We start from the raw sequence: 17,095 nt of genomic DNA on the forward strand, positions 1-17,095 counted from the left end.
TGCCTCCCGTCAAAAATGGATTTGTTGTTGCTGTTCGTGATCGTCGCGGGCATGGCCCTGCGCGATCTGTTTTTCCCGAAGTTTTCGGCGGCGCTTGCGGTCAATCTGGAAGGAGCCGCCGCCCGTGGCCCGCCTGTAGTCCTCCCGGAACGCATTGCCGATCCGGTGCAGGAGCCGCGTGGCGGCCAGCAGCACGGAGGGATCGCGGAAGGAGTCCAGATGATCGAGCAGAAATTGTGCGTAAATGTTACCCTGCGCCGCCGACGCTTCCAGCAGCGGGATGGCTTTCTCTTTGTCGCGGGGAACGTCGTGGCCACAGAGATACAGCTTGCCGAGGGCATACTGTGCAAACTGATTGCCCTGCTCGCCGGACGCGGTAAACCAGCGGATGGCCGCGTCCACATCCTTGGGGGCATCCGCTCCGGTGAGATAAAGTTTGCCGAGGGCATATTGCGCAAACTCATTTTTCTGTTCTGCTGATTTTGTGAGTAGGTCTATCGCCTTGGCGATATCCTTGGGGACATCTTCCCCGGTGAGATAAAGTTTGCCGAGAGCGTACTGCGCGAAGGGATTGTTCTGCTCGGCGGAAATTGACAGCCAGCGGACGGCGGCGTCCACATCCTTTGGGAGTTCCTCTCCGGCGAGATACATCCTGCCGAGGGCATAGGCCGCGTATTCATTCTTCTGCTCCGCAGCCAGTGTGAACAGCTCCACGGCCTTGGCAACGTCACGCTCCACATGCTCGCCGTCGCGGTACAGCTTGGCGAGGGAATACTGCGCCGCCGCGTTTTTGGCCTCCGCCGCTTTCCTGATCCACGCCACCGCCCGCGCCGGATTGCCGGTGCCGGTTTCCAGCCACAGCTTGCCGAGGGCGTACTGTGCATTGGCGTTGCCCAGCTTCGCCGACTTCTCAAAGCAGGTCATCGCGGCGGCGTCATCCTTTTGGGTGCCGGTTCCGGTGTGGAGCATCTGGCCGAGGCGGTATTGGAGCTTATCGTCGTGGCTTTGCTGCTCCAACTGATAAAAGCCGGTGAACGCATCTGTAAAATGCACACCGGCTTTTTCCATATCCTTTTTGGTGCCGATCCCGTCCCGGCACATCTTGGCCAGTTCGTAGCTGGCGTAGGGATTTTTCTGTCCGGCGCTGCGCCCATAGAGATCAAAGGCTCTTTCATAATCCTGTGCCACGCCATGCCCGCGATAATAAAGCGAGGCGAGGGAGTATTGCGCGTACTTGTGATTGGCGGCCACGGCTCGTGAGAACCAAGCGGCGGCCTGTTCATAGTTTTGCGCCGTGCCGAGGCCCGCCGCGTACAGCTTGCCGATGCGGTACTGCAGATAGGTTTGCTGCCATTGCTCGGCGGACGGCTCCACGGCGAGGAAGGCGGCGAGGGCCTTGGCGTACCACTCTTGAGAGGCCGCCGCGTCAGGTTCCATGCCCAAGCCATCCGCGCACATCCTGCCGAGGTCGTGCATGGCCAGCCCGTTGCCGGATTCCGCTTCCGAGAGAAACAGCCGATAGGCTTCCGTGAAGTCCTGCTCCACATTTTCTCCGCCATAGAGATACTTGCGAGCCAGCTTGTACTCCTTGCTCCAGTCCGCGCGAAAGTCCGCGCCCGGTTCGTATGGCTCCGGGAAATCCTCCGGCGCTGTCGGTTCCGGTGTGGCATCCTGCTCCGGCAGCTCCCGCGCGGCCTCATCCTCAAACGTGAAATGGCGACCACCGATTTTCATTGCCTCGGCGATCACCATGTTTTTGATGCTTTTAAATTGTGGCTGGCGGGACAGCGGAGGGAGCGGCTGCAGCTTGCCGGTGTAGGTTTTCAGAATCTCATCCTGCCACTTGCTCCATGCGGCGTAAAGCTCCGCCACGCGGGCGTCCTGGGCCAGTTCATCCACGATCTGATCCACCAGTGCCTTAACGTCGGCTTTTAGATATCCGTAGACTTTTTTCCCTCCGGTGTTCTGCAGGCGGCCCGCGAGCCGCTGTATTTTTTCTTCGATCACCTTGTCCTCACACACGCCGGACGCGATCTGCCGGAGCAGCTCATCCATAAGATCGGCCGCCCCCTGCTTCCAGACCGGCGCGGGCCTGATTCTGTTCCTCGTAAATGTGGGCGAAGTCCTGCCGGAAGATATCATGGGCCAGCTCCGAGCGCATGGCTTCAATGGATTCTTTGGTGAGGTAGCCGTCGTTATCCTTTGCGGAGTAGACCATGATGTGAACATGGGGGTGATGGCTCTCGTTGTGGAACGCGGCGTACCAGCGCAGGTTTTCACTGTCGATCTTCATGTGCTTACTGAACATCGCCCGTTTGGAGCGCAGCAGCGCCATCCACTCTTTGCCGCTGTCGTAGCCAAGCCGGGCGGCGTCCTCACGGCGCAGGGAAACCACATGCGTCCAGACCGGCCCCTTGTGGCTGACCACGTCGTTCTGCACCTGAGAGAGCACCACCGGCACACCGGCGTCGGTAAACAGGCCGTGCTCGCCGACGCGCTCCACGCGGGGACGGTTTGCGATGTAGTCCACATAGTTTTCCCGTTTGCCGACAAAGTCGAGGTTCTGTTCCAGCGCCCGCGTGATCAATTCGGAGGCGTTGCCGATGGTGGGGTGCAGCTGATAATCACTGTACTCCAGCATCTCCCGGCTCTCCGGGATATCGCGCACAAGCTGCCCGATGAGTTTCCGCTGTTTTATGGTGGCGGGGAGCAGCGCCTTGCTCTCGTCGATCTTCTCCACGCCCTCGCGGGTGCCGATGTACTCGACATAGTTTTTCAGGTGCTCGGCGGGCGCGTCCCGCATGTAGTGCGAGGTAAATATAATCTTGGGCATGGGCTTCCTCCGTTTGGGCTATTCTTTTTTCTGGTAATACTCACGGGCGCTTTCAAATTCCACCGCGCCGTTGATCCGTTTGACTTCCTCCACGCATTTTCCGTGGAGCCATTTCATATCCTCCGGATCGACTTCGTGGGTGTAAGCGATGACGTGCGCCAGCTTGGAAAGCTCCACGGCGATTTTGAAATCCATCCGCGCCAGCCGGTTCTCCGTATCCTGCACCGTGCCGGTGAGCACGGAGGAGAGCGCCCGCAGCAGATAGTTTTCCGACCGGCGCGAGGAGAGGTATCCGCAGTAAAAGCGGAGTGCCTCGGTGACAAACTCGTTGCGGGATTTCACGCCCGCCTGACTGAGCAGGCTGTCGCACCAATCCAGCACGTCTTTCTCCACATAGAAGCCGGTGCGCGTCATGACTGGTTTCTTCTCCGCCACTTGGGCCTCCTTTCTCCGGCTGTCCCGCCGGTATGCAGTGAAAACCCCGGTACAGCGGTCTTTTGAGGCTGTCCGGCATAACAATTTTTCTTCCGGGGCGAAAAGGTATGCAAAACGCGATCCCCGCACGGCTTTGCCGGGCGGTGTTTTCCGGGGTTGGGCTGCGAAAGCAGCATAACCCCTTTAACCTGCACCACTTTCGACCCATGCAAATCCCGCCCCTGAGAGGGTAAAATTCACGGATTCCGGGCCTTTTTCCACAGGCCCGCGACACCGGCTGGGCGCGGGGCGGCAGATCGGCGAGGGGACACGGATGCCACCCCGCCGTCCAAAAGCCCACACGCGGCCTCACAGGGGCCGACACAGCCCTCACGCCCCGGTCGCTTCCTCCGTGGATGCGGCGGCGGGTGCGGAACGGGCCGGACGGCGGGGCCGCTCCTTGGCGGATTCCTCACGGGCGATCTTATCGTCGAGGTACTCACGGGTGGCCTGCGGGACGTATTTTTCGTAGAGCTTCTGGATGGTGTCGTTCAGTTCCGCAGGCAGATCGGCCTGTTTCTTGCCCATGTGGTAGGTCAGGGCGTCCAGCTTTTCCGTGTTGAACGAGACGGTCAGGGTGGTTGTTTTCATCTTGCATTCCTCCGTTTCACAGTTTCATCTGTGGGGAGAGAGCCGGAATTTCCTCCGGCTCCACCACCCACTTTTTATAGTTTTCCGCTGAACAGTAGCCCGCCAGCATCTCGGAAAATCCCTGCAGGCGGGAAGGGTTTATCCCGTCCAGCTCCACCTGCAGGCCATAGGCTCCCTGATACACGCGGCACACTTTGGCATCCAGCACATCGGCCCACGCCTCTTTTCCGGCGTCGGTCAGGGTGTTCTGATCCAGCTCCACGATGGTGGCAGGCTCGATCTCCACGTCCCTGTGCAGCAGGTGGATGTCCTCCCACCGGGCGTGGAGCAGCTCCCGGAGCGTCTGTTTTCCCGCTTCCGGTTCCGTGTCACCAGCCTGCTCCGGCTCGCGGTTTGGGCAGTAGTCAAGGTAATAGACCACGTCAAGGCAGTCTGTGTCAATATGCAGATCCGCCACCTCCGGGCGTTCACAGAGCATGGTGCCGATGAGCTGCCGGAAAAAAGGCTTGTCACTTAAGTCCAACCCTGTCTGCTTTTTCAGCTCGTCAAAGGACAGTATCCAGTTCCCACTGGAGGTGTTCGCCGCACCGTCCATGACGATAAATTCCACCGCTGTGCGGGCCTGCCGCTCCAGTTCCTCCAGTGAAATGTACCGCTTGTCATTGGCGGCGGCCAACTGCGCCGCCTGCTCCGGCTGATAGTATTGCTGCAGCTCATAGCCCGCTTCTTCGATTTCCGCGTTGGTCATGCCGACGAAATTGTGCAGGCAATCGTACAGGCTGTCGCCGCTTTCCACATGGCTGATATATTCCAGCGCCTTATAGAGCAGGGCTTCTTTCCTTTTTTCGTGCATGGGAATTCTCCTTTCAAGCATTGGCAGAACAGAAGAAAGCCGCCACCGTTGTGACGGCCCGCCTCTGAAAACATCGGTTATGGTTCTTTCAAAAACCAGAGGAACATCTGAATTCCATCTCTTAATCCGGCCCGGTAAAATATTTCTTGGGCATCTTCAGAGAGAATGTGCTGGTCAACAAGGAGCTGATCCATCCATTGCCGGTCAGCTTCCGACAGCGTGAACAGGATTCGGTTCACCTGTTCGCATCGCTTTTCTATTTCGGATTTTGCCGCCGCTCCACATCCGTCCGCCTTGACTTTGATCTGTTTCAGCCTGTCCGAGAGCAGTGTTTCCATCTGTTCTGTCCACTCATCCATCCGATCCACCTCCTTTCAGCGACACAACATACCGTAACGCGCCGCCGAAGTCCATAGCAGAAACCACTAAATATTTTCTACACACCCGGCAGTCTGCCTATCGCGTAGAAGTGCTCCCGCCAGTAGTTGGATTCGATATTCGCGTAGCCGATGGGCGACCCGCAGTGCAGCATCTGCCCGCCGCCGACGTAGATTCCGACGTGGCTCACCGGCCCGCTGCAGGCATAGGTGCGGGTAAAAAAGATCAGGTCGCCGGGCTTGGCCTCCGCCTTGGGGACGATGGCACATTGGTTATAGATGCCGGTGGCCGTGGTGCGCGGCAGGTTGTAAACGCCGGATTGCGTATAAACCCAGCACACAAAACCGCTGCAATCAAAGGAGGTCGCCGGGGTGGAGCCGCCCCACACATAGGGGAAGCCGATGTATTTGGTGGCCTCCGCCATCAGGTCGGCGAAGGTTCCCTCGCCCATCTCCACACCGGGCGGCAGGCCGCTTCCGCCACCGGCCCCGGCTGCCGATCCGTACAGCGCGAGGATATACACACGCTGCGCGTTGGCCTGATCGTCCGGGGTGATCGTCCGGCCAAGGGCGCTTTCAAGGTTTGCGTACACCGTGCCGAGGTCGGTGATGGGGATGGCCACGGTGTAGGTTTCCTCCGATTCATTGCCGTCCGCATCGGTAACGGTGCGGGTGCGTTCCTCGTACCGGACGAAGCAGTCCGCGAAATTCCGGTAGTCCCCGCCGTCCATGCGGAGGTTTTCCGAGCCGAAAAACAGAGCGTAAAAAATGGCTTTCATCCGGGTATCGTCAAGGCTACCGTCCTCGATCATCGGCGTAATTTCCGACACAGCCCCGTCCAGCCCGGTGAAGCTCTCCCGCATATCCTCGATGTACTGCCGGTATTCGGGCGGCACCTGAGAGGAGATGACGCCGCCGTGAAAGGACAGCTCCACGGCGGCGCTGTTGTGATCCGCAGTCCCGGAACAGAGGGCGCAGATCACCACGATGATGAGGATGACCGGCGAGAGGATGGCGGCCACCGTCCAGCCCACCGCCTTTCGCGCCCGCTCATCGGAGAGGATCGCGGCGGCGGCCTTGGCTATCGCGGCTACAGGGACAGCCATGCGATCACCACCATTTCTGTCCGAACAGCGTCTGCTGGAACGGCTCCGCCGCCTGCTGTTCCTGTGCCAGACGGATGGATTTCTCCACGGCCCTGTCTAAAAAATCAGTATCAAAGCCCGCCGAGCGGTAGCCCTCCAGTATGGTGTTCAGATAAAAATCCGAGGGCGCTCCCAGCCCACGGCCATCGTTCATGACGTAAACCATCGCGGGAACCGTCTTTCCGCCCAGCTCCACATCCATCATTTCCTTGCGGTAAAAGTTCGGATAGCCCTCGTAGCGGTCGAGGGCTTCCTCGTCCTTGGGCTTGATCTTCCACAGGAGCACAGGCACGGAGCTGTCCTCCAGAGGCTCCACCGTGGCCACCGCGCCGCGTCTGCCTCCCCGGAACAGCAGCTCGTATCCCCTGATCTCGCTGGTGCCGACCACCGTGGCGGTGGGACAGCGGTGCGCCATCTGCGGGAGGTTTAGATTGCTGCCGTAGGCGATATAAAGGGTGTCTTTTCTTCTGCTCATAGCGTTCTTCTCCTTTTCTCAGCCCATCCGCATATCCATGCCGCCCCGCACGGCTTCCTGCTGAAGCATCTGCTCGGCGTGGTCACGGATGAGCTGTTCAAACACAGTTTCATTTACTTCCGCCACGGCGTGGGGATGGGAATTCATTTCCTTATCGAACCTCGCGCACTCGGCACATTCCGAGAGCAGCGAACCGCCGAGTTCCTCGTGATTCCCGTAAATGGGGAGTTCCACATCGGGCAGGTCAAGCCCCGGACAGTCCCGGTTAAACACAAACCCCACCGTCCCTCTGTCCAGATCGAGGGTGATGTGGAACGGGATTCTCTCGTCGGGGACGGTGCGGCCAAGGTGGGCCGCCGCTTCCGAATCGCTGACGGCGCGGAACAGGCGCAGGCCCTTGGCCGCCTCCGGGAAGTGATCATCCCCGGTGAGCTGCGGGAGCAGCGCCGCCACACACAGCTTTTCTCCCTCCGGCCTGCGGCTGTTTACGTCGGTATCCAGCCGGGACAGCCAGTCCCCCACATGGAACGGATAGCTGAAGCCGCCCGCACAGTAGGAGTAAAAATGGGATTCCAGCCCGTGCTGACACACAGTATAGATTGCGGTTGTCGCCATATCGGTTTTCTCCTTTCATGGTGCCGCGCGGGTTCACATCCGCATGGCAAGGGCCGGGGCTTCCTCGGAATCCCCGGCCTGAGTGGCGTGTTCTTCGATTGGGATGGGTGCCTGCTCCGCCCCGGCTTCCGCCTGTGACTGCCGGGCCTGCTCCAGTTCTCTTTCTTTTTTCTGCCTTAACCGCTCCTTTTGTGCCTCCGCCTGCGCGGGATCGCGCCACGCGATGCAGCCGTCCAGATGCTCTAAAAGGTGGAGTCTGGCGGTCTTGAACTCGTCGCCGATCAGGCCGAGCCGCAGGAGCCATGTGCGGAAGGTGTACTTCTCGTTGGTGGTCTGCGTCTTTGTCCGGCTGGCGCTGCGCTGGTTGAGGGCCTGCGCCCCAATGGCAAGGCAGAGCTGGATATACGCTTTGATTTTTCCCGCGTGGAGGGTGCCGTTAAAGAGCCGGAACTCCACCGTCCCTTTCTGAAACACCGAGTGCAGGTTCAGGCAGTGATACCGGGAATCGTCATAGTGGGTGTGGCTGCGGTCGCCGCCGTTGTACCAGATGCGCTTGACCTGATCCAGCGTCTGCGGCCTGCGGCTGTTGATCTCGTCCAGAAACCGCTGCTCCACGGGCCTGCACCAGCGGTGCTGCCTTGCCACCGTCACCTGCAGCGCCTTATAGATCAAGTCCTCCTTGGCCGCCATGATGTTGGTGATGTTGCGCAGGGTGTTCGCGTTAAAGGGCGAGGCGTCGATGTGGACGTGGATGCCGCAGCTATTGTTGGTGATGGCTCCGGCCTCTTTCAGCTTGCGGATGATCTCCTGCACGGTTTCGATGTCCTCATACCGGCAGATGGGGCTGACCATCTCCGTCCGGTACTCATCGCTGGCGGGAACCTTTCTCCGGCCCTCCTTTCTCTGGGGAGTCAGGCTCGCGTCGCTCATGAATTTCCACTGGCGGCCCTGACCATCCAGCGCCGCGTAGGCGTCGTAACCGGAGCCGATGTAGCGCGACGAGGTGCCAAAATAGGCGGCGGCAACCTTGGCGGCCTGCTCGCGGGTGACGCCGGTCATCTCAATCTCAATGCCGAACCGCTGGTCTTTCATATCCATTCACTTTCACCTCCAGTTCCAATTTGCCGCCGTTTCAGTCGCCGTCGTAACAGCCGCAGGGCATATCCGTTTCGGGGAACAGGCCGCACATGGACACCTGATTTTTGTCGGCCTCCACGAACTCCCGCCATGACCAGCTCCGCCCCAACCCCTTGACCGAGATGAGATTCGGCTGCGCCTGATCCTCCATTACGAGCGCCCTGTCGAACAGGTCGCGGTGCTGGTGGTACAGGGTGCGGATTTCATTTTTCTTCATACTGGGGCAGAAAAAACAGGAGGATTTGCCCGGCAAGGGCAGCCCCTCCTGTAAAATGGCCGCGATGCAATCCTCCCGGTACCAGCCCCAATCGATGAGAGGATATTGCTTTTTGTACTTCTTATCTTGGATGTCATAGACAAAGGCGTGGTCGCGGCGGCGTTCCTCCCCCGCGTCATAGCCGATAAACTTGACCACCTTTTCGCCCCGCGCCCACACCTCCTGACAGGGAGGGTAATGGTTGCAGAACTTATCCTGCGGCCCGACCTTGTGCTTGAGGGAACACTTTTTATAGCCGTAAGCGATGGCCGGAAGCGTCCCGGAGCGCAGGCATTCGTCCTCCAGCGTCAGGCGGTCGCCGTTCTGATCCGTGTACCGCACCACCGTGATCCCCGGCATGGCGTGGGCTTTCAGCCACTTGTCCATCACCGGCAGATAGTCATAGGTGTGGGGCTGCTCGCCGCCCGTGTCGGAAAACAGGATCAAATCCACGGGGATGCCGCGCTGGTGCATGCCGATTAAAAGGGCGGTACTGTTCGTACCGCCGCCGTACCCCACGATATTCATCGGCCACCCGCCTTTCCGAACAGCCGGGCCTTGTGCTCCGGCGCGATCACCTTTAGGTTGTACCGCTCGTTGCCGCATTTGTAGAGGCACACGCCCCGCTGCGGGAAGCGGATCAGGCCATATTCCGATTCCTCAAGCTGGAGGGTGTCGGTGTAGAACTTGGCGTCGATGCTGCCCGCGTTGAACAGGAACTGATGCGTGGGGATGGAAAACAGGGGCTTTGTGTACTCCCGGACGCCGTCCAGATTGAAATCTTCGAGGTTCTGGCTGGCGATGATCACCGCCGAGTCTTTCTTTCGCACTCGCTTCATAAAGTTGCGGACATACTCCACGGCGGTCAGGTTGGAGAGGAACAGGTAAAATTCATCCAGACTGGCCACCGTGTTGCCGGTGGTGAGCAGCTCGTTGCTCATGAAGGAGAGGATGTTGAACAGCAGCGCGTTTTTCAGGTTCCGGCTGGCCTGTAAAAGCCCCTTGACGCCAAAGGTCACGAACATGGCGTCGGTGATATTGGTGTGGCCGTTGAAGAATTTGGCCTCCGCGCCCACACACATGGAGTGCAGGCCCAGCAGGATGCTCTGGAGCATTTCGGCGGTGTAGAGCTGGCGGCTGTCCGCGTCGAAGTGCTGGTACTCGTCCTCGATGAGCGCGTACAGGTCAGACAGGATGGGGTAATCCTCCGGCCCCATGCGGGAGAAATCGCTCCGGTCACTGATGTCCCACTTGGCGTACAGCTTCTGGAGCATAATCTCGATCACGTCGATCTCCCGGTCGGCAAAGTCCTTGTAGCTTCGGAAGAAGTCTTTTAAGAAGCTGATGTGTTGGCTGATCCGGCTGCTGATGCGGAAGGTCTGCGGTGCGTCGGCATCCTCCGGGCTGCCGTTTTCGTCCCACACCTTGGGTTCCAGCGGGTTGATGAGGTATTCGCCGGTCATCAGGTCGATGAAACAGCCGCCGAGATTGTGGGTGATATCCTCGTACTCCATCTCCGGATCGAGGGCGCACACCCGCATCCCGGCCTCCCGGAAGTTAGAAAGCAGGAGCTTCAGCAGGTAGGATTTTCCCTGTCCGCTGTTGCCGAGGATCAGGACGCTGGCGTTGGTCTTATCATCGGCGCGGCGGTTGAAATCCACCAGCACGTTGCTGCCGTATTTGTCCCGCCCGATGTAGAAGCCGTGGGGATCGGTCTTGCCGCTGTAGTTAAACGGATACAGGTTGGCCACGCTGCTGGCCGGGAGCACGCGCTCGAACTGATCTTTGAACACGTTGTGGCCGGAGGGCATGACGCACTGGAAGCCCTGCTGCTGGCGGAGCATGAGCCGGTCGACGTTGAGTTTCGCCCGGATCAGTTCGGTGAGCACCTCGGTCTGGAGGAGCTTTAGCTGGTCGAGATCGTGGGCGCACAGCTCGATATAGACCGCCGAATGGAGCAGCGGCTCCCGGTTGCGGTGCATCTGCGCCACGATGGTGGCCACGTCCTGCAGGTTGCTCTCGGCCAGCACATTCTGCTGCAGGTCATTGGAGTTGCTCCTGTCCATGCGGTTTTTGTTGGCTGCGTTTGAGATGATTTTCTTTTCCTCCACGGCGGTGACGTGCCGGGTGTAGATGCGCAGGGTGACGCCGTCCTTTTCGCCCAGATGCGAGAGGATGGCCTGCTCGTCCGTGGCGGTTGGGTACTCTCTGAGCGCCCACACGCAGCGGAAGGTGTTGCCGCAGATGAAATGGTCGGTGTTGAATTTCACGATGGAGGGCGCGATCATATCGAGGAATTCCTGAATGCGCACGTCCTCCACCGGCCCCTGCGGGGCGGTTTTTGCTTTTTTCAATGGCTGACCTCCTGTTTTCGGGCATGAGAAAAGCGCCAGAATACCGTGTGGTATCTGACGCTTTCCATTGTTCTTTTATTCTGTTTTTATTACTGCTGCTTCATGGATGGCCCGCCATCCGGCCCCTGCTCCAGCTCCATATCCGGCGCGGCCAAATCAAGATAGCGGTCAAGCTGCTGCTCCGTAAGCCCCGCGATCATCTCCGCAAATGGAGCGAGATTCCCCTCCACCGCATAGGCTTCCAGCGTGTTAAAATACGCCAGCCGGTTTTCTTTGGCGATGGAAATGGCGGGGAACCCATTTGCCAAAAGCTGATAGTTCATGATAAGCCTTGAAGTTCTCCCGTTGCCGTCAATGAAGGGGTGGATTTTCACAAATTCCGCGTGCGTCCATGCCGCCAGTTCAATGGGATTCAGCTCACGGCCTTTCCACATCAAGTCCGCATAAAAATCTTTGACCTGCCGGTACATTTCATTGGGGGACGGCGGCGTATGCTGTGCGCCTGAAATGTAAACGTCCACGTTCCGGTAGACGCCGCCCACGAGGATGTTCTCCATCAGCATGGCGTGAATGTCCTTGATGATTTTTTCCTCCAGAGGCAGTCCCTTGGCGATACAGTCTTTCACATAGCGGTACGCTTTCCGGTGGTTGACCGACTCGTAAATTTCCCGCAGGTTCTTTCCGCCGATGGAAATTCCATCCTCCAGCAGCACCTTGGTTTCTATGAGTGTCAGGGTGTTGCCCTCAATAGCGGTAGAGTTATGGGTATATTCCACTTCAAACGCCTGCTCAAAAGTGAACAGCGTATAATCCGGTATGGATGCCCTGCTGGCTTGGTATTGTTCTTTTTTTCGTAGCAGTTCTGGATAATCCAAGCGATCCGCTCCTTTCTTTTTACTGATATCCACAGTATACCACAGTTTCGCCGGATAGTAATCACCAATTTCTTAACATATCCCACATCAATCATCCGGGATAATCCAGCGTTCCCCGTCGAAGTCCTCGAACCGCTCCGTGGTGACGTTCTGCTCGAAATACACGGCCAGCAGCCGCTTGATGTCCTCCCTGTCCGCCCGCTTGACGGAGAAGCCCTGCTCTTTCAGGGATTTCTCAATGCGGGAGAGGTAGGGGAACACCTCGGATTCCTTTTCGGCCCGGAGCCGGATGACGATCAGGAATTCGCGGGCCGTGGCCATCTGCACCTGTATCCGGTCGAGGAACACGAGGTCTTTTTCCAGCAGGCCCCGCACCACGGGATTGTCCTCCCGCTCCATGCGCTCCCGCAGGTACCGCTTGTTGTCCTCGAAGTTCTCCCGGCTGTTGAGGCACAGGATTTCGATTTCGGCAATGCCCTTGAGCACGGTCATGAGGGCGTAAATCCGAGCGCCCACGCTGGCCTCAGACAGCACGGAGATGTTGCTTGGCTTGACAAGGAAGAACACCAGCTCGCCGTGGCCGTAGGTCACAAGGCTGTACTCGGTCACCGCCTTGGTGCCGATGAGCTGGCGGGTGGAGGCCCGTCTGGCCGACTCTTTCTTTTCTGTTTTTTTACTCATGCGCCATCCTCCATTCGTAGAGCTGCTGCCTGCCGATGAAAAAGGCACAGGCATACCGGAGAAAATCCAGTATGCTGGTGTCCTCGAAGCGGATCGTCAGAAAGGCATAGGCAGCGGTGACCACGATGGGCGGCAGGAAGCCCGCCTGCGTCACCGCCAGCACGGAGACGAGCGCCCCCACGCCGATCACGCCGATGTCCCGGAGCTGCCAGAGCCACAGGACGGCCTTGGATTTTAAGTTGTCAGGGTAAATATACATAGCTTCCCTCCAAAGGAAGAACCGCCGCGTATCCTGCGGCGGTTCTCATGAATGTTTTGTTATTCGGCTGCGGCCTGTGCGTCGGCCTCGTCCAGCGCCTTTGTGATCAGGCCGATCACAAACTCTTTCTGGCTCAGGCCGGGATGCTGGGCGAGGTGCTTTTTCACCCGCCCGAAGAGTTCCTCCGGTACCTGAAACGCCAGCGTCCTTGTTCCGCTTTCCATCGCTTTTCCACCTTTCTGAAAGTGTTCCGTCAGCACCATCTCCACATACTGGCTGAGCGTGAGCGCCAGTTGCTCCTGCTCCGTCCTTGCCCGCGTGTGCAGTTCCTCCGGGATCATGGCGCAGAGGTTTTTTCTGTTTTCCATCCGGCGCGGCTCCTTTCTCCTGTTTTTTTACAAGCCAAGTATACCAATGGTTTGATGGAATAGCTATCACGGAAACCGACAAAGATTACGTCGGAAAAGACGCAAATGCACTAAAAACGCACGGGCCTGTTCAGCACAGCTTCATCCCCATGCGGGGAGCCGGTGCCAGTTCCGGCCCGGCCTCCTTGGGGTAGTAGTGAACATTGGCGGTGCAAATACCAGCGTTCAGTTGTTCCGCGTATTTGGACGCCTGCTCCATCGTATCGAAGCGGAGCGGCTCGCCGTCCTCCTTGAGCCACGCTTCGGCGGCCCCGCAGATGGAGGCCGCGCCGCGCACGGCCCACACACCGTATTTCTGTTCCATTGAGATGACCTCCGTGATTTCAGATTCCGGGATTTGCCGGATGGGGATGCCCAGCCGCTCGGCGGCAGCCAGCTCCGCGTTCATTCCACGGGACAAACGGTCGCCGCACAGCCACAGCTCGTCGCAGGCTTCCAGTACCCGCAGGCCCATGCGGACGCCTGCCTCCCGCTGCGCGGGATCGGAATCGTCGAGGAGCTGCGGGTACAAAAGATGCACGGCCACCGGGGTGCAGTCCTGTCTTATGGCAAACAGGCAGGCCGCCTTGGCGAACCGCACGTTGCGCTCCACCTCTCCCGCGTAGGGGGAGGCGATATAAACCATCTTATTTTCTGTCATTTCGCCACCGTCTGTACGATTGTTTTGGTAAGGTTCACGGCCCCCTGCGCGGCGTAGACCGTCCCCATGAGGTTGGCCTTGGCGCTGGTGTCCAGTCCGAACTGCCCGGCGATGCGCGGCACCTCGTTGGCCGACAGCATCAGGCCGAGGCCCAGCAGGGCGTGATCCTTGATAGTCATCAGGCCCGCCACCAGCAGCGTCGCCTGTAAAAAGGCGGTCAGGCACAGCCCGACCACCTGCTTGCACCAGCCCACGAAGCCGTCGATGTAGCCTCGCGGGACGCTGAACATATATAAGCTCCCCACCGCGATCTGGATGAGCAGGATGCCGCCGCGCTTCAGGTTCCCGAAGAACACCTTGATCACGGCATAGCCCATGAGGATCAGGAGGAAGATTAAAAAGATCGGATTGGTGATGGTGGAGAGGCCGCCGAACACGCCGCTGCCCAGCGCCTGATCCGCGCCGCCCGCGTCCTGCAGGGATTGCACGATGTTGCTGGCCACGGTGCCGAGGTCGGTGCCGTAGCCGGTAAGCCCCGCCGAAAATGCGGCCTGCAGGGACACCGCCAGCTTGTAAAGCTCCACCGGCACCGTGGTGAACAGCCCCACGGCCATGAAGCCCTTGACGGCGTTGAGCGCCGTGTCCCGGATGCTGCCGCGCCCCGACTGGCATTCGATGGCGCACTCAAAACAGGCCACCACGATGCCGACGCCATAGAGCGCCCACGCCAGATAGGAGAAAAACAGCACGATGGATTGCACCCAGCTTAAGCCGAACAGGTCGGCTCCCATGTTGCCCATCGTGGCAAAGAAGTCGCCGAGGAACCCGATGATCTGGCCGTAGATCCAGTCTACAATCTGGCCGAGCACGGTGTCGGCGACAAAGTCCCAGATAAACACTTGATTTGCTCACCCCTTTCTTCGGAAGATACTTTTCATAACTCACCTACCTTAAATTCCGACGATCTGCCAGATATAGAGCGGACAGGTCAGGGTGAACACCAGACACGCGAACAGGATCGCCGGTGCGGCCCATTCAAACTGTCCGTGCTTCCGATAATCAAAGTACGCCGTCGCCAGTTTGCCGAAGAAGAACACGGCGAGGATGAGGTCGATGGCCGGGAACACCACCTTATCCACGACAGACTTGATCTGCGTGGAGGCCGTTCTCCAAGTGCTCTCCACGGCTCCGGCCACGTCGCCGGTTCCCGCCGCGTAGGCCGTGGTGCAAAACAGGCAGCCCAGCAGGGCCGCCACACAGAGCATGGTAAGAATTCTTTTTTTCTTCATAATGAAATCCGCCTTTCTTTCAGGGTGCTGGAAAAAGGACAGGGCGGTGGATCACTCCATCTCCTTGTCCTTTTTCTGCTGTTAATCTGGTTTCTGCGGCGCGATGTGCCAGTCCTGCCACAAATTGCCCCGAACCGTCAGCGACCGATCCGCGTTTTGGGAGAGCATCCCGGCTGGCGTCCAGCAGTCGATGAGGGTGGTGTAAACCGTGTAGCTGCCGTCCGGATACCAGATCGGTACGAAGTGCGTCCGATTGTTGTAGGTGCTGTAGGGGTTCTTCTGGAACTCGAACACGGCGGAATAGCCTCCGCTGGTGCGCTCCAAAAGCCGCCAGTAGGTCTGGTAGCCGAATTCGGAGAAGTAGGACACGGCGGTCTGCGCCGGGGTGACCGCCGAACTTTGGTTGGTGGATACGGAAGCGGTCAGCTTCTGGTTCACACCGTAGCCGGATTTCATCACGCTGCCGGAGGCCGTGGGATTCTTGGAGTCGCACTGGATGGTCATGTCGGAGCGCAGATCGGCGCGGTAGCGGTCGAGGTCGAACTCCCACCATCCGTGATCGCACCACCAATATCCGTCCTCGCTGTTCCCGTGGCGCACCCAGTGCTCCTGCCACCAAGGCCGCCACACACTCCAGTTGGCCGTGGTCTGGGACGCCTCGCGGGGCGGGGAGACCATGCGGAAGGCGTCGTTGCGGTCATCCGCCTGCGGATCGGGCGGGGGATTCTTGTCCAAATCCACAATTTGGGCCGTCAGGGTTCCCTGACTGACGCTGCCGCCGCCCGACACGGAGACGTGGATGGTCATGGTCTGCTCCGTGGCCGGTGTTGTCCAGCGCACCCACGCGAGTTGGCCGTCGCCCTCCGGGTAGTAGACGTTCCCCACATGATAGCTCCTGCCGCCTATGGAAAACGTCACGGATACCGGGTGATCGGGATCGGATTGGCCGCCGCTGACCTGTACCGCCGAGATGACCTCCGTGTTGACGCGGTACACATAGTCCACGGTATCCACGGCTGGCGGCTCCGCCGGGACGCCGTTAAACTTCACGACGCCGAGGCCGAGGGATGATTTGATGGTCGCGTTGGTGGCCGCCGTGGTTCTGCTTCCCGTCCACGCGGGATAGCCGAGATCGGCCACTTCGAGGAACATGGCCAGCGGCAGGTTCTTGTGCGACAGGGACACCATCCTGCGGCGCAGCAGACCCGACGTCTGCTCATCGTACAGGGCGGCCTCGGTGGCCGTGGTGGCGATCATAACGCCCTCAAATTTGTAATACGCGATTGGCTCAATCAGCAGCTTGTAGTCGCCGCCCACGAGGATATCGAAGTCCATTCCGGTGAGGCCCGCGATGCTGCGGATCACCTGTTCGTCAGTGAAATAGCTGCGGATGGCAGCGATGCTGCTGGCGTAGCCGCCTGAGCTGACGATCCGGGGAAGCGCCTGCGCGGGGTTTCTAAAGGTATAAGCCGTAGCCGATGGAGAAAGCCCTCGTCCCTGCGTATAGGAGAGTTTGCTGACCGCTCCAAAGTGCAGGCGTACATTTGTGGGGGATTTATTAGTCAGATCAATTGGAACAGTTACCACGGCATGGTCGCTGGCCCGTACCACTGTGACGCGCACACCGTCCATGCCCGGCGTCCATGAATTTGTGCTGGTTCCGCTGCCCATCCCGCCACCGCCGCCGTCCACATTGGGATCGCCGGTGGCATAGGCCGAAATGGAGAACAGCATGGAGCACACGAAAAAAAGCGCCAGTACGGCGCTGAGTTTACGCTTCATTTATGACCTCCTGCAAAGGAAAAAGCACGGC

The 17,095-nt window shown here is 59.2% G+C and carries 18 protein-coding genes and 1 pseudogene; all 19 read right to left on the reverse strand.

Annotation, left to right across the window (positions count from 1 at the left end; genetic code table 11):
- Positions 1 to 9: 9 nt before the first annotated feature.
- Positions 10 to 2,833, reverse strand: a pseudogene (gene mobP3 / locus RWV98_RS00090) (MobP3 family relaxase).
- A gap of 18 nt (positions 2,834 to 2,851) precedes the next feature.
- Positions 2,852 to 3,268, reverse strand: a complete 417-nt coding sequence (locus RWV98_RS00095) for a hypothetical protein (protein ID WP_442872086.1) — start codon at positions 3,266 to 3,268, stop codon at positions 2,852 to 2,854.
- 369 nt (positions 3,269 to 3,637) lie between these two features.
- Complete coding sequence (locus RWV98_RS00100; RefSeq protein ID WP_317862947.1) at positions 3,638 to 3,898, reverse strand: DUF6103 family protein; 261 nt, start codon at positions 3,896 to 3,898, stop codon at positions 3,638 to 3,640.
- A gap of 16 nt (positions 3,899 to 3,914) precedes the next feature.
- On the reverse strand, positions 3,915 to 4,751 hold the full coding sequence (locus RWV98_RS00105) for a hypothetical protein (RefSeq protein WP_317862949.1): 837 nt from the start codon (positions 4,749 to 4,751) through the stop codon (positions 3,915 to 3,917).
- A 77-nt stretch (positions 4,752 to 4,828) separates the two neighbouring features.
- Entirely contained in the window at positions 4,829 to 5,110 is a 282-nt protein-coding gene (locus RWV98_RS00110) for a hypothetical protein (RefSeq protein ID WP_317862951.1), read from the reverse strand.
- Between the two features lie 77 nt (positions 5,111 to 5,187).
- Entirely contained in the window at positions 5,188 to 6,234 is a 1,047-nt protein-coding gene (locus RWV98_RS00115; protein ID WP_317862953.1) for a C40 family peptidase, read from the reverse strand.
- 4 nt (positions 6,235 to 6,238) lie between these two features.
- Entirely contained in the window at positions 6,239 to 6,748 is a 510-nt protein-coding gene (locus tag RWV98_RS00120; RefSeq protein ID WP_317862954.1) for a gamma-glutamylcyclotransferase family protein, read from the reverse strand.
- 18 nt (positions 6,749 to 6,766) lie between these two features.
- A complete protein-coding gene (locus tag RWV98_RS00125) occupies positions 6,767 to 7,363 on the reverse strand; it encodes a hypothetical protein (RefSeq protein ID WP_317862956.1) in 597 nt (198 codons plus the stop codon).
- Between the two features lie 33 nt (positions 7,364 to 7,396).
- Positions 7,397 to 8,461: an amidoligase family protein gene (locus RWV98_RS00130; protein ID WP_317862958.1), complete on the reverse strand. Its 1,065-nt coding sequence runs from the start codon at positions 8,459 to 8,461 to the stop codon at positions 7,397 to 7,399.
- A gap of 34 nt (positions 8,462 to 8,495) precedes the next feature.
- On the reverse strand, positions 8,496 to 9,284 hold the full coding sequence (locus tag RWV98_RS00135; RefSeq protein ID WP_317862959.1) for a hypothetical protein: 789 nt from the start codon (positions 9,282 to 9,284) through the stop codon (positions 8,496 to 8,498).
- The gene (locus RWV98_RS00140; protein ID WP_317865810.1) at positions 9,281 to 11,044 is read right to left on the reverse strand and encodes a VirB4 family type IV secretion system protein; all 1,764 of its coding nucleotides are present in this window, start codon (positions 11,042 to 11,044) and stop codon (positions 9,281 to 9,283) included. The genes RWV98_RS00135 and RWV98_RS00140 overlap by 4 nt, the downstream gene beginning before the upstream one ends.
- 155 nt (positions 11,045 to 11,199) lie before the next feature.
- Complete coding sequence (locus tag RWV98_RS00145; RefSeq protein WP_317862961.1) at positions 11,200 to 11,985, reverse strand: Fic family protein; 786 nt, start codon at positions 11,983 to 11,985, stop codon at positions 11,200 to 11,202.
- Positions 11,986 to 12,072: 87 nt separating this feature from the next.
- The gene (locus RWV98_RS00150; protein WP_317862963.1) at positions 12,073 to 12,666 is read right to left on the reverse strand and encodes a hypothetical protein; all 594 of its coding nucleotides are present in this window, start codon (positions 12,664 to 12,666) and stop codon (positions 12,073 to 12,075) included.
- A complete protein-coding gene (locus RWV98_RS00155; RefSeq protein WP_317862965.1) occupies positions 12,659 to 12,925 on the reverse strand; it encodes a hypothetical protein in 267 nt (88 codons plus the stop codon). Before RWV98_RS00155 ends, RWV98_RS00150 begins: the two co-directional genes overlap by 8 nt.
- A gap of 59 nt (positions 12,926 to 12,984) precedes the next feature.
- Entirely contained in the window at positions 12,985 to 13,293 is a 309-nt protein-coding gene (locus RWV98_RS00160) for a 4-oxalocrotonate tautomerase (RefSeq protein ID WP_308588742.1), read from the reverse strand.
- A 130-nt stretch (positions 13,294 to 13,423) separates the two neighbouring features.
- On the reverse strand, positions 13,424 to 13,993 hold the full coding sequence (locus RWV98_RS00165; RefSeq protein ID WP_317862968.1) for a DUF7768 domain-containing protein: 570 nt from the start codon (positions 13,991 to 13,993) through the stop codon (positions 13,424 to 13,426).
- Positions 13,990 to 14,892 (reverse strand): conjugal transfer protein TrbL family protein, encoded by a 903-nt coding sequence (locus RWV98_RS00170; protein ID WP_308588743.1) that lies wholly within the window; start codon positions 14,890 to 14,892, stop codon positions 13,990 to 13,992. The genes RWV98_RS00165 and RWV98_RS00170 overlap by 4 nt, the downstream gene beginning before the upstream one ends.
- A gap of 51 nt (positions 14,893 to 14,943) precedes the next feature.
- Complete coding sequence (locus tag RWV98_RS00175; RefSeq protein WP_317862970.1) at positions 14,944 to 15,282, reverse strand: DUF3852 domain-containing protein; 339 nt, start codon at positions 15,280 to 15,282, stop codon at positions 14,944 to 14,946.
- Positions 15,283 to 15,363: 81 nt separating this feature from the next.
- Complete coding sequence (locus RWV98_RS00180; RefSeq protein WP_317862972.1) at positions 15,364 to 17,064, reverse strand: hypothetical protein; 1,701 nt, start codon at positions 17,062 to 17,064, stop codon at positions 15,364 to 15,366.
- Between the last annotated feature and the right edge of the window lie 31 nt (positions 17,065 to 17,095).

This window comes from Agathobaculum sp. NTUH-O15-33 (assembly GCF_033193315.1).
Lineage (GTDB): Bacteria > Bacillota > Clostridia > Oscillospirales > Butyricicoccaceae > Agathobaculum > Agathobaculum faecihominis_A.